The sequence below is a fragment of the Microbacterium sp. genome, from assembly GCF_051953575.1.
In the GTDB taxonomy this organism is placed as follows: Bacteria; Actinomycetota; Actinomycetes; order Actinomycetales; family Microbacteriaceae; genus Microbacterium.
The window spans coordinates 1-12,121 of the sequence record NZ_JBQCIP010000156.1; the positions used below are offsets into that span (position 1 = coordinate 1).

General features: G+C 71.6%; 11 protein-coding genes. 5 read left to right on the forward strand and 6 right to left on the reverse strand.

Features of this window, described 5'->3' with window-relative positions:
* Positions 1-60: 60 nt before the first annotated feature.
* Complete coding sequence (locus tag ACTHNQ_RS09955; RefSeq protein ID WP_440333224.1) at positions 61-1,557, reverse strand: carboxylesterase/lipase family protein; 1,497 nt, start codon at positions 1,555-1,557, stop codon at positions 61-63.
* Between the two features lie 125 nt (positions 1,558-1,682).
* Here ACTHNQ_RS09955 and ACTHNQ_RS09960 point away from each other — a divergent pair, with 125 nt between their 5' ends.
* Positions 1,683-2,870: an acyltransferase family protein gene (locus tag ACTHNQ_RS09960; RefSeq protein ID WP_440333225.1), complete on the forward strand. Its 1,188-nt coding sequence runs from the start codon at positions 1,683-1,685 to the stop codon at positions 2,868-2,870.
* A 79-nt stretch (positions 2,871-2,949) separates the two neighbouring features.
* Here ACTHNQ_RS09960 and efeB read toward each other — a convergent pair whose 3' ends face one another.
* The 4 genes from efeB to ACTHNQ_RS09980 form a co-directional block, all read right to left on the reverse strand.
* A complete protein-coding gene (efeB, locus tag ACTHNQ_RS09965; protein WP_440333226.1) occupies positions 2,950-4,287 on the reverse strand; it encodes an iron uptake transporter deferrochelatase/peroxidase subunit in 1,338 nt (445 codons plus the stop codon).
* The gene (gene efeO, locus ACTHNQ_RS09970) at positions 4,284-5,513 is read right to left on the reverse strand and encodes an iron uptake system protein EfeO (RefSeq protein ID WP_440333227.1); all 1,230 of its coding nucleotides are present in this window, start codon (positions 5,511-5,513) and stop codon (positions 4,284-4,286) included. Before efeO ends, efeB begins: the two co-directional genes overlap by 4 nt.
* Positions 5,510-6,490: an iron uptake transporter permease EfeU gene (gene efeU, locus ACTHNQ_RS09975; protein WP_440333228.1), complete on the reverse strand. Its 981-nt coding sequence runs from the start codon at positions 6,488-6,490 to the stop codon at positions 5,510-5,512. Before efeU ends, efeO begins: the two co-directional genes overlap by 4 nt.
* Positions 6,491-6,589: 99 nt before the next feature.
* Positions 6,590-7,576 (reverse strand): helix-turn-helix transcriptional regulator, encoded by a 987-nt coding sequence (locus tag ACTHNQ_RS09980; RefSeq protein ID WP_440333229.1) that lies wholly within the window; start codon positions 7,574-7,576, stop codon positions 6,590-6,592.
* A gap of 70 nt (positions 7,577-7,646) precedes the next feature.
* On the opposite strand from ACTHNQ_RS09980, the gene ACTHNQ_RS09985 reads away from it, so the two are divergent.
* The 4 genes from ACTHNQ_RS09985 to surE all read left to right on the forward strand — a co-directional run bounded on the left by ACTHNQ_RS09985 (position 7,647) and on the right by surE (position 11,765).
* Positions 7,647-8,786 (forward strand): epoxide hydrolase family protein, encoded by a 1,140-nt coding sequence (locus ACTHNQ_RS09985; protein ID WP_440333230.1) that lies wholly within the window; start codon positions 7,647-7,649, stop codon positions 8,784-8,786.
* 92 nt (positions 8,787-8,878) lie between these two features.
* Positions 8,879-9,916 carry an isopenicillin N synthase family dioxygenase gene (locus ACTHNQ_RS09990; protein ID WP_440333231.1) on the forward strand — a complete coding sequence of 346 codons (1,038 nt, stop codon included), beginning with the start codon at positions 8,879-8,881 and terminating at the stop codon, positions 9,914-9,916.
* A 77-nt stretch (positions 9,917-9,993) separates the two neighbouring features.
* Positions 9,994-11,004: a 1-phosphofructokinase family hexose kinase gene (locus tag ACTHNQ_RS09995; protein WP_440333232.1), complete on the forward strand. Its 1,011-nt coding sequence runs from the start codon at positions 9,994-9,996 to the stop codon at positions 11,002-11,004.
* Entirely contained in the window at positions 11,001-11,765 is a 765-nt protein-coding gene (surE, locus tag ACTHNQ_RS10000; protein WP_440333233.1) for a 5'/3'-nucleotidase SurE, read from the forward strand. Before ACTHNQ_RS09995 ends, surE begins: the two co-directional genes overlap by 4 nt.
* A gap of 74 nt (positions 11,766-11,839) precedes the next feature.
* Here the strand turns inward: surE and rpsO are convergent, their stop codons facing one another.
* The gene (gene rpsO, locus ACTHNQ_RS10005) at positions 11,840-12,109 is read right to left on the reverse strand and encodes a 30S ribosomal protein S15 (protein ID WP_045276110.1); all 270 of its coding nucleotides are present in this window, start codon (positions 12,107-12,109) and stop codon (positions 11,840-11,842) included.
* Positions 12,110-12,121: the final 12 nt, after the last annotated feature.

Genomic DNA, 12,121 nt, shown 5'->3' on the forward strand with positions numbered 1-12,121 from the left:
TCGGGGAGGGCCTGGTCGCGCTGCAGCGCGTCGTCGATCGTCGTCATCGCGACTGCGACACTACCGCTCGGGCAGACCCTCCAGCTCGTCCTGACGCGGCGCGTAGTCGATGTGCCCGCCGTCGGCGTCGAACGCCTGCACGGGCCGTCGCGCCGACCACGGCGCCCACCCCGGATCGCCGTCGACCACGAACGAGACCCAGGCGCCGTGCATCGCATCGGCGAGCGCCTGCGGCCCGTCGGGGCCGCCGATGCCGATCGCGTCGGGCTCGGCGAGGCGGTCGAACACGAAGCCCAGCTCCATGACGTGCGCGGCGCCGAGGCGGTCGACGGGGCTCTTCCAGCGGAACTCGTACACCCACGTGGGGGCCGCGCCCGCAGCGGACGCCCGGCTGTCGGCGAACCTCGCGATCGGCCCGCGCAGCAGCATGTCGGTCATCACCTCGCCGAGCACCTCGCCCGGCAGCGCGTCGGGGCGCCGCTTGCGGTGCGCACGGACGACCCGTGCGGGCACCCGCGCAGCCAGGCGCGCCAGCGTCACGGTGGACCAGCGCGCCTTGTCGACCGCGCCCGACGGCACGAGCCACAGCCGGTACTCCTCGCTCGTCGAGCCGATGAGGACGGGGATCCCGCGGCCCTGTCCCGCGAGGAGCGCATCGAGCGGGTTGCGCGGCACCGCTTCGCCGCCGATCGCCAGCGCCACGGCCGGCCCGCCGCCCAGAGGCGACCCGCCGGCGGCCACCTCGGCCTGCTGCGCGACCAGGTCGTCGGCCGCGACGGCCGCGAACCCGGCCCGCGTCGCCGGCACCTTCAGCCGCTTCGCGATCTCGCGCGTCATGCGGCCGGCCCTCTTCGGCGGCTGCGCGACGAGCGGCCCGGACTGCAGGATCACGCGATCGAACAGCTCTTTCGCATGCGGGAGGGCCAGCAGGGCGGTGAGGGTGTTGGCGCCCGCGGAATGCCCCATCGCCGTCACCCGCGCAGGGTCGCCCCCGAACGCGGCGATCTCGCGCCGCACCCAGCGCAGCGCCTGCTGCTGGTCGAGCACGCCGAGGTTCTGCGGCACGTCGTCGAGCACCGCGAACCCCTCCTGCCCCAGCCGGTACTGGATCGACACGAACACGATCCCGTGGCGCGCGAACCGCTCGCCGTCGTAGGTCGGCAGCGCGGCCGCGCCACGCGTGAGTGCGCCGCCGTGCACGAACACGAGCACCGGCAGCGCCGCAGCCGGGCCGCGATCGGCCGGCGTCCACACGTTCACCGTCAGGATGTCGTCGCCCGGCACCGCGACCGAGCCGAGGTAGCGCGCGATGGCCGGCGCGTACGGGCGCTGCGGAGCGGTCGGGCCGAAGGCGGCGGCATCCCTCTCCCCCTCCCAGGACGCCGCCGGGGCGGGGGGACGGAACCGCAGATCGCCGACGGGCGGGGCGGCGTAGGGGATGCCGAGGAACCGGTCGAGCGCACCCTCGCGCGTGCCGCGCACGGCGCCGGTCGAAACGGTCACGACGGGACGCGCGGCAGACGCCGTCGCTTCGGTCCCGGTGGCGGCATCCGTCATGTCAGTCCCCTCGCGCGGCACCCACGGCACGCTCGCACTCAGACTCAGCCAGCGTGGGACCCGGTGTCAAGCAGGCACGGGCCTCACGGATCCCCGGCTAGTCTGGTCTGCGCCCGGAGGTGACCATGACCGGCCCCAGCGCCAGACCCCCGGCGACCACCGCGACCGGTGCGATCGCCCGACCACGCCGCCGAACCCCGTTCTGGGACAACGCCCGCTTCGCGTGCATCGTGCTCGTGGTGCTCGGCCACGCGGTTCAGCGGCTGACCTACGACTCCGACATCGCGCTCAGCGTCTATCTCGTCGTGTACGCGTTCCACATGCCCGCGTTCGCGATCATCTCGGGGTACTTCTCCAAGTCGGACGCGCCCACCAAGACGCAGATGGCACGCGTCATCACCGACATCCTCGTGCCGTACCTCGTCTTCGAAGGCCTGTGGACGCTCACGAAGTGGCTCGTCGAGGGCCAGGCGAACCCCAACATCACCGAGCCATCGTGGACGCTGTGGTTCCTGCTGGCACTCGGCATCTTCCGCGTCGTGCTGCCGTACCTGGCACTGCTGCGCTGGCCGCTGCTGTGGACCGTGGTCATCTCGATCGGCGCCGGGTACCTGCCCAACATCGACTCGACGTTCTCGCTGTCGCGCACGCTCGGGCTGCTCCCCTTCTTCACCCTCGGCTGGTGGCTCAAAGAACACGACGTCGTGGCGCGGCTGCAGCTGCTCGTGCGCCGCCCGTGGTGGGTCTTCGCGACCGCGGCCGGCCTGTTCGTCGCCGCCGCGTGGGCGGCCTGGTTCTTCGTCGACCAGTGGCGCGACATGAACCTGCGCGAGTGGCTCTTCTACGACGAGAACTACGCGTCGATCGGCGGCACGCAGTGGTGGGCGGGCGGCGTGCGTCTCGCGCTGATGCTCGTCGCGGTCGTGCTGGCGACGGCGTTCTTCGCCCTTGTGCCCCGCGGCACGCACTGGTGGACGCACTTCGGCCAGTACACGATGTACGTCTACCTGCTGCACTCGTTCGTGCTGTACCCGTTCCGCGAGAACGGCCTGCTGCGCAACGCCGAGCCGACGTGGCTGTGGCTGCCGCTGGTGGTCGTGGGGTCGGTGGTCATCGCCCTGGCGCTCGCGACGAAACCGGTGCGTCGCGTGTTCCGGCCGCTCGTCGAGCCGCGGCCCGCCTGGCTCTTCGCCGACCGCACGCTCGCCCGCCGCGAGGGGCGCCGCAGCGACCCGACCGGCTCGCGGCGTCCTCGCGAGGAGCCGCGCGGCGCACGGAGGATCCCCCGCCCAGATCCTCGCCAGAACGGCTGACTCCCCCGGCCGGGATGCGGTGCCGGGCGGATGCGATGCAGACCTGACCCACCCGGCACCGCGGCTTGCGGCATCCCGCTCAGGAGAACAGCGGCGCCCCCACGTATGAGCCCTGCGCGGCGCCGGCGGGGATCGCCCAGATGCCCGAGCCGACATGCCGGATGTACTCGTTCATCGCGTCGGTCGACAGCGAGCGCTGCAGCGTGACGAACTGCTCCGGCGAGCGCTGGTACGACAGGAAGAACAGTCCGGCGTCCAGGCGTCCGAGCTCGTTGTTGCCGTCGACGAAGTTGTAGCCGCGACGCAGGATCTGGATGCCCTTGTTGAACTCCGGGTGCGCCAGGCGCACGTGGCTCGTGACGGGGATCGCGGGGGTGCCGTCCTTCGCCTTCGCGTCGAAATCGGGCTCGGTGAACTCGTCGCCACCCGACAGCGGCGCGCCCGCCCCCTTGTCGCGTCCGATGATGGACTCCTGCTCGGTGAGGCGCACGCGGTCCCACGTCTCGATGAGCATCGCGATCTTGCGAGCGACCAGGTACGAGCCGCCCGCCATCCAGCCGGGATCGTCGGATGCCGCCACCCACACGCTCTCGTCGAGCGCGGCGTCGTCGGTCGCGAGGATATTGGCCGTGCCGTCCTTGAAGCCGAACAGGTTGCGCGGGGTCGACTGCGCCGCCGTCGTGCGCGACGTGCGGCCGAACCCCAGCTGCGACCAGCGCAGTCTCGCCCGGCCGAAGGCGATGCGGCTGAGGTTGCGGATGGCGTGCACGGCGACCTGCGGGTCGTCGGCGCACGCCTGGATGCACAGATCGCCGCCGGAGTGCTCGGGGTCGAGGTCGTCGCCGAGGAACGCGGGCAGCTTCTGCAGCTGCGCCGGCCGCTGGGAGGCGATGCCGTACCGGTCGCCCTCCTCGTTCTCGAAGAGGGTGGGGCCGAAGCCGAACGTGATGGTCAGGCCGCTCGCGGCGAGACCCTGCGCCTCGCCGGTGTCGTCCGGCGGCGCCTCCGGCGACCCGCCGACCGCCCCGGTCGCGCTGACGTCGAGCCCCTGCGTCATGCGCGAGGCGGCGTACGACCAGTCCTGCAGCAACGCGATCAGATCACTCCGGTCGGTGCGGGCCATCATGTCGAACGACGCGAAGTGCAGGTGATCCTGCACGGGCGTCGTGATGCCCGCCTGGTGCGTGCCGAAGAAGTCGTACGCGGATCCCGCCGCCTCGGCGTCCTGTGCACGGCCGATCGACGTGGCGGTCGCGGCTCCCGCCCCGGCGCCGAGGGCGAGACCTGCCGCCCCGGCGCCCAGTGCCAGGCCGAACAGGCCCCGGCGCGAGACGCCCGAGGGTGCCTTCGCGCCCGCCTCCTCGACGGCGGGGGCGGTCTCGTCCGCGGGCCCGTGGCCCGCTGCCTCTCCGGTCACGCCAGGACGGTGTTCGTGAGCTGCGCGAGCGGCTCGGCGAGCGCGTTGAGCAGATCGGTGAGTTCACGCTTCTCGGCGTCGGTCACCTGGTCGTACGACACGAACCCGGCCTCGAGCGAGCCGTACTGGGCGAGCGCGGCCTCGAGGTCGGCGTAGCCGCTGTCGATGTCGTCAGCGAGCGCCGCGCCGTCGTCGCCCTGGGCCTCGGCGAAGTCGCGGACGAGCGAGAACGCCATCTTCGAGCCCTCGACGTTGGCCGCGAAGTCGGACAGGTCGGTGTGCGACCACCAGTCCTCCTCGCCCTGGATCTTGCCGGTCGCCACCTCGTCGAGCAGGGCGATGGCGCCGTTGGAGATGCCGCCGATGCCGTGCGCGGCGAGCGTCGACGCGAAGTCGTCGCCGTGGACGTAGTCGTAGAGCTCCTGCACGTCGGCGATCAGCTGGTCGCCGTAGGCGGCGCGCTCGTCGGGCGTCGACGGCGCCCAGTCCTGCCACGCCGGCGTCTCGCCGTCGGCGTTGAGGGCATCGGCGGCCGGGACCCACAGATCCTTCTCGATGCGGTGGAAGCCCGTCCAGTCGAGACCTTCGGCGACGGCATCCACTTCGCGGTAGTCGATGCGCGGGTCGAGGTCGCCGAGCGCCTCGGCCACCGGCTCGATCCGCTCGTAGTACGCGCGCACCTGCGGGAACCGGGTGCGCGCGGTGTCGTCGTCGCCCGACTCGTAGGCGGCGACGAAGTCCGACACCGCGGGGACGAGCTGCCCGACCTGGTCCTTCACGAATGCGGCGTACAGATCCACGGCCTTCTGCTTCTGCTCGGCGTCCTCGCCGGTCAGCGCGACGGCGTCGCCCGACACGGTGAATGCCGCCCGGCCCACGCCGTCGCCGGTCATCCCCGGCTTGCAGACGGTAAAGTAGTCGCCGGGCTGCGCCTGGAGGGTGAGGGTCCGCGACGTGCCCGGCGCGATGTTCTCGACCTCGCCCACGATCCGCAGGCCGTCCTCGGCGAGCAGGTAGAACTCGGTCACGTCGTCGCCCTTGTTCCTCACGTCGAACGTGAGCGTGCCGCTCGTGGCCGTGTCGCCCGACACGTCGCACGCCGAAGCGGTCGACGTCACGGTCAGGGCGTCGGTGGCCGCGGCATCGCTCTTGGCGACGCAGCCCGACAGGGCGAGTGCGCCGAGCGCGGTGACGGCGAGGGCCGGGATCAGACGGCGGACGGTCATGCTTCTCCTTGCGAGGACAGGACGGGCTTCGAAGACGAGAGGGCGGCGGGCTCGGCCGCCGAGGGCTCAGGCGAGGGGGTGGATGCCGTGGCCGCAGGCTTGGCCGGCGCGAGGAACTGCTTGCGCGCCCAGACCGCGCCGACGATCCCGACGTACAGCACCCACGCGACGACCTGGATCCACGACATGCGCGGCATGAAGCCGACAGTCGCCTGCAGCACCGTCGCCAGCACCGACCCCGGCGGGATCGCGGCGGTGACATCGAATGCCCAGCCGAACGGGAACGCCGCCCAGCCGACCAGGACGGCACCGGTCGCGGCGTCCACGGGAGCGGCAGCGGTGAAGGGGCCGGGGAAGACGCCGGCCTCCTGCAGATCGTGGATCGCGTAGGCGAGCACGCCCGCGGCGACGATGATGAGGAACCCGCCCGTCCAGGCGAAGAACCGGCGCAGGTCGAGCTTGAGCATGCCGCGCGCGAGCAGCCAGCCGAGCACCACCGCGAGGCCCAGACCGAGCAGGGCTCCGGCGAGCGCGGCGGGCGCATCGCCGAACGACTGGACCATCGACCACAGCAGCAGCGTGGTCTCGACCCCTTCACGGGCGACCGAGACGAAGCCGATCGCGACGAGCGCCCACAGGCTGCCGACGGCGAGCGCACGGTCGAGCCCGCCTTCGAGCGACCGCTTCATGTGGCGAGCGGTCTTCTGCATCCAGAAGATCATCCAGGTGACCATCGCAACGGTGAGCAGCGACAGCGTGCCCCCGAGGATCTCCTGGCCCTGGAAGGTCATCGTGTACGACCCGAACGTCAGCGTCGCGCCGATGGCGACCGCGAGGGCGACGGCGAGGCCGATGCCGACCCACAGCCGCGGAAGCACGTCGCGACGGCCCAGACGGGTCACATAGGCGATGAGGATGCCGACGACGAGCGCGGCTTCGAGGCCTTCGCGCAGGCCGATGAGGAAGGTGGCGAGCAAGGGGATTCCTGGGGTAGAGCAGATGAGCGGCGCTCCGTCGCACCCGGCGCACACCGGGGATGCCGATCGGGACGACATCCATCGTAAGGTGAGCCTTACCTATGACGCTACTCGACCCGGTGTCCGGTTGTCCATTCCGTCCGCCGCGCGCGCGTAACGTTCGGCCAGCAGCCGCAGGTGAGACATCAGCTCAGGCGGCGAATCGACGGTGAAGTCCATGCCGAGCATGCCGATGTAGGCCGCGATCGTCTCCAGGCTGTCCGCGCCCGTCACGAGCACCGAGGTGTCCGGATCGACGGCCTCGACGACGCCCACCGTGGGATTGATGCGCGCGATCACGCGCTCCGCCGGCGCGGCGATGCGCAGCCGCGCGTGGACGTTCCAGCCGCCCGCCGCGATCGACCGCAGCGCGAACGCCGTGAAGTCGCCGCCCGGCACCGGCACCGGCTCGAACGGGCGGCGGGTCGGCATCCGCGGCTCGATCCAGTCCAGGCGGAACGTCTCCCACTGTCCGGTCTCGGGATCCCGCGCGACGAGGTACCAGCGCCGCTGCCAGCTGAGCAGCCGGTACGGCTCGACGCGCCGCGGGATGCCGCGATCGTCGAAGCGCAGCCACTCCCCCGCATGGACCGCCTGGGCGACCGCGCTGAGCACTGCCGGATCCACCTCGGGATCGGGCGCGTCCGTGCCGACGTTCTCTGGACCGCTGTCGACGGTCGCCGCCACCGCGTCGACGGTCGGGCGCAGGCGCTCGGGCAGCACCTGCAGGAGCTTGGCGAGCGCCCGCGCACCGGACTCGTCGACGCCCGCGACCCCGCGCGCGACGCGCAGGCCGATCGCGACAGCGACGGCCTCCTCGTCGTCCAGCAGCAGTGGCGGCAGCTTTCCGCCGGCGGCCAGCCGGTACGAGCCCGCACGACCGCGCTCCGCTTCGACGGGGTAGCCGAGACCGCGCAGGCGCTCGATGTCGTTGCGGACCGTCCGCACCGACACGCCGAGACGCGCCGCGAGCTCGGGCCCCGGCCAATGCGGACGCCCCTGCAGCAGAGCGAGCAGCGCGAGCATCCGGGCTGATGTGTCCGCCATCGAAACCGCCTTCATGGCAACCTGGATAACAGGAAGAAATCGTGCCTGATTCGACCGTAACGTCGAAGACATGAACAGCACAACCGCCCAGACCGCCGGCATCCACCCCTTCCGCATCGACGTCGCGCAGGCCGACCTCGATGACCTCAACGACCGGCTCGCACGCACCCGGCTCCCGCAGGCAGCGCCCGGCGACGGCTGGGAGTCGGGCACCCCGAACGCGTATCTGGCTGAGGCCGTCGCCCGGTGGCGCGACGGGTTCGACTGGCGTGCGGCCGAGGCGCGGATGAACGAGTTCCCGCACTTCACCACCGAGATCGACGGCCAGAACCTCCATTTCGTGCACGTGCGCTCGCCGCACGAGGGCGCGACGCCGCTGCTGCTCGCCCACACCTACCCGGGCTCGTTCGTCGACTACCTCGACATGATCGGCCCGCTCGTCGATCCCGTCGCACACGGCGGCCGCGCCGAGGACGCGTTCGACGTCGTCGTCCCCGACGCGCCCGGGTTCGGGTTCAGCCAGCCGGTGACCGAGGCGGGATGGACCACGGCGCGCGTCGCCGCGGTCTACGACGTGCTGATGCGCCGACTCGGGTACGACTCGTACGGCATCCACGGCAGCGACAACGGCGCGATGGTCGCCCGCGAGCTCGGCCTGCTGAACCCCGAGGGCTTCCTCGGCCTGCACGTGCTGCAGCTGTTCTCGTTCCCCTCCGGCGACCCGGCGGAGTTCGAGAAGCTCGAGCCGCAGGACTACGCCGGCCTGGAGCACATGCAGTGGTTCCAGTCGGTGGGTGCGTACAACACGATGAACGCGGCGCGTCCGCAGACGATCGCCGCGGCCCTGTCGGACTCCCCCATGGGTCACCTCGCCTACGCCGAGCTGTTCAACTCCTTCGGCAACGGCACGTCGCTGGTGCCGCTGGACGCGATCCTCACCGAGGTGAGCGTCGCGTGGTTCGCGAACGCGTCGGCCGGCATGAGCCGCGCCTACCGCGAGAACGCGCTGGCGGATGCCGCACCCCAGGTGAGCGACGCCCGCACCGGTGTCGCCGTGTTCAAGGACGACTTCCAGACCATCAGGGTCTTCGCCGAGCGCGACAACACGAACATCGTCCACTGGAGCCGCTTCGAGCGCGGCGGGCACTTCGCCTCGCTCGAGGTGCCCGAGCTCGTGGTGGGCGACATCCGGGCGTTCTTCGCCGCGTGAGCGGACTGCGGGGGCCGGGTGGCGAGCCCGGCTCCCGCTTAACCCAGGGCAACAAACGAGCGGATGCCGCGGCATCCGCCTACCCTCGCCTCATGACCGACCTCAACCTGCCGATCCTCGACCTCTCCCGGCTCGATGCGGGCCCCGAGGCCGCCGCACAGTTCCGCGACGACCTGCGAGCGGCGACGCACGACGTCGGATTCTTCTACCTCACCGGCACCGGCGTCACCCCCGAGCTGGAGGGCCGGCTGCACCAGGCGGCGCGCGACTTCTTCGCCCTGCCCGAGGCCGACAAGCTCGCGATCGAGAACGTCAACAGCCCGCACTTCCGCGGGTACACGCGCATCGGCGGCGAGCGCACCCAGGGCAAGGTCGACTGGCGTGAGCAGATCGACATCGGGCCCGAGCGCGATGCGGTCAGCGACCCCGAGGCCCCGGACTTCTCGCGCCTGATCGGTCCGAACCTGTGGCCGGCCGCGCAGCCAGAGCTGCGCGACGTGGTCTCGGAGTGGCACGACCACCTGTCAGGCGTCGCCCGCAAGCTGCTGCGCGCGTGGGCGCTGTCGCTGGGTGCGCCCGAGAACTACTTCGACGAGCACTTCGGCGAACCCTCGACGCTCATCAAGATCGTGCGCTACCCCGGCAAGGAGGACCCGACGCCTCAGCAGGGCGTCGGCGCGCACAAGGACTCCGGCGTGCTGACGCTGCTGTGGGTGGAGCCCGGCAAGGGCGGACTGCAGGTGGAACGTGAGGACGGCGACACCGGCGAACGGCACTGGGTCGACGCTCCCCCGGTGCCCGGCGCCTTCGTCGTCAACATCGGCGAACTGCTGGAGTACGCGACACAGGGGTACCTCATCGCGACGAAGCATCGCGTGATCTCGCCGACCTACCCCGACGACCGCATCTCGGTGCCGTTCTTCTTCAACCCCGCGCTCGACAAGCGCCTTCCGCTCATCGAGCTGCCGGCCGAGCTGGCGGCGCAGGCGCGGGGCGTGACGCAGGACCCGGCCAACCCGATCCACGCGCTCTACGGCGAGAACGCGCTGAAGTCGCGCCTGCGCGCACACCCCGACGTCGCGGCGATCCACCACGCCGATCTCGTCGCGGCCCGCGCAGCCTCCGCGTGACCGCCCGCTGAGCGCGGCCGCGTCCGTCACGTCAAGGGGGTCGGCCGACCCCCTGCCGCACGCCTAACGTCGCAGACATGAGCGACGTCACGATCTTCGCGCCGTCCCCGACCCTCACCGTCACCATCGAGGAGCACGACGACGAGCCCGACATCCACCTGCACGCCGGAGGGCAGGGGGTCTGGCAGGCGCGCATGCTCCGGCGCCTCGGCAGATCCGTCACGATGTGCTGCGCCCTCACCGGCGAGATCGGCGGGATGCTGCGCCATCTGCTCGAGGACGAGGGCTTCGCGGTCGCCGGGGTGCGGCGTCCCGGCCGCGGATCCGCGTACGTGCACGACCGCCGCGGCGGCGAGCGCGTCGTGCTGGCCGAGGCCGAGGGCGATCCGCTCGCGCGTCACGACCTCGACGAGCTCTACGGGCTCACTCTGCGTGAAGGGCTGACGTCTGGTCTCGTCCTGCTCAGCGGACCGGCGGGCCACGAGGCGCTCCCCGCCGACACCTACCGACGTCTGGCGGCCGACCTGCGCAAGGGCGGGGCGAAGGTGGTCGTCGATCTGGCCGGCGCACGGCTCGCGGCCGCGCTGGAAGGCGGTGTGGATGTGCTCAAGGTCAGTTCCGAAGAGCTGGCGGCCGACGGTCTCGTCTCGGATCCGTCGATCGGGTCGCTCCTGGCAGCGATGCGCGAGCTGCGCCGGCGCGGCGCCGCGGCGGTGATCGCGTCGCGCGGCGGCGATCCCCTTCTGCTGCTGGACGCGGACGGGTTCGTCGAGGTCGAGCCGCCGCACATGGAGGAGGCCGACACGCACGGTGCAGGCGACTCGCTGACCGCCGGCGTCGCCGCGGGACTCTCTCGTGGCGACAGCGTGCGCGACGCGGTCGTGACCGGTGTCGCCGCAGGGGCGCTGAACGTCACGCGGCACGGACTCGGGACGGGCGATGCGGCGACCATCGAGCGCCTTCGCTACGCGGTCCGGGTGCGCGAGCTCGTGGACGACTCGGCCGCCGACGTCGACCAGGTGGTGACCGGACACGTCAGTCCCGACGGGCTCGCCGCGCTCGCCGACGCACCCGGGGAGTCCTCATGACCCGCGTCCTGATCACCAATGACGACGGGATCGATGCCCCGGGTCTGCATGCGCTCGCCCGAGCGGCACGCGCAGCCGATCTCGACGTGACGGTCGCCGCTCCGATGCGTCAGTCCAGCGGCTCCTCGGCGTCGATCGTCGCAGCCGAAGAGGACGGCCGCATCGCGATCGAGCGGCGGCAGCTGCCCGGACTCGACGGCATCCCGGCGTTCGCCGTCCGCGGCGGACCGGGGCTGGTCGCCCTGGTGGCGGCCCACGGCGCGTTCGGCGACCCCGCCGAGGTGGTGCTCTCGGGCGTCAACCACGGCGCGAACGTCGGGCGGGCGATCCTGCACTCGGGGACCGTCGGCGCCGCATTGACCGGCGGGCTGAACGGCGCGTGGGGGCTCGCCGTCTCGCTCGACGTGGGCATGAACCCCACCGAGTTCCACTGGGATGCCGCAGCCGCCGCCGCGGTCGACGTTCTGCCGTTCCTGCTCGGCCGACCGCGGGGCACCGTGGTCAACCTGAACGCCCCGAACACCGCCCACAACAGGGGCGTCATCGAGGCGCGTCTCGCGCCCTTCGGCATCGTGCAGACGACGCTCGCCGAGCGCGACGCCGGTCGCATCCGCCTCGCGGTGGAGGATCTGCCGAACACCCCCGAGCCGGGGACCGACGCCGCACTGCTGGCCGAAGGGTGGGTCACGCTCACCGGGCTCGACGCCGTGTCGGCCGTGGCGCTCGGGTACGAGCGGGTGGCGGCATCCATTCGTCCGTAAACGACGAAGGCCCCCCCACACCGTGGGGAGGCCTTCTCAAGAATGTTTTGCGCGATTGAACGCTGGTCGATGCCTTATCGACGGAGACCGAGGCGCTCGATGAGCGAGCGGTAACGGCTGATGTCGATGTCCTGCAGGTAACCCAGCAGGCGACGGCGCTGACCGACGAGCAGGAACAGACCACGACGCGAGTGGTGGTCGTGCTTGTGCTCCTTGAGGTGCTCGGTGAGGTCCTTGATGCGCTGCGTCAGCATCGCGACCTGCACCTCGGGGGATCCGGTGTCACCGGGGTGCGTCGCGTACTCTTCGATGATCGCCTTCTTGACGTCTGCTTCCAGTGCCATAGGTGATCCCCT

Excerpts from the sequence above, each read along its gene's own strand:
- ACTHNQ_RS09980 (WP_440333229.1), bottom strand. The coding sequence starts at position 7,576 with ATGGCGGACACATCAGCCCGGATGCTCGCGCTGCTCGCTCTGCTGCAG.
- ACTHNQ_RS09960 (WP_440333225.1), top strand. The coding sequence starts at position 1,683 with ATGACCGGCCCCAGCGCCAGACCCCCGGCGACCACCGCGACCGGTGCG.
- rpsO (WP_045276110.1), bottom strand. The coding sequence starts at position 12,109 with ATGGCACTGGAAGCAGACGTCAAGAAGGCGATCATCGAAGAGTACGCG.
- surE (WP_440333233.1), top strand. The coding sequence starts at position 11,001 with ATGACCCGCGTCCTGATCACCAATGACGACGGGATCGATGCCCCGGGT.
- ACTHNQ_RS09995 (WP_440333232.1), top strand. The coding sequence starts at position 9,994 with ATGAGCGACGTCACGATCTTCGCGCCGTCCCCGACCCTCACCGTCACC.
- ACTHNQ_RS09990 (WP_440333231.1), top strand. The coding sequence starts at position 8,879 with ATGACCGACCTCAACCTGCCGATCCTCGACCTCTCCCGGCTCGATGCG.
- ACTHNQ_RS09955 (WP_440333224.1), bottom strand. The coding sequence starts at position 1,557 with ATGACGGATGCCGCCACCGGGACCGAAGCGACGGCGTCTGCCGCGCGT.
- efeO (WP_440333227.1), bottom strand. The coding sequence starts at position 5,513 with ATGACCGTCCGCCGTCTGATCCCGGCCCTCGCCGTCACCGCGCTCGGC.
- ACTHNQ_RS09985 (WP_440333230.1), top strand. The coding sequence starts at position 7,647 with ATGAACAGCACAACCGCCCAGACCGCCGGCATCCACCCCTTCCGCATC.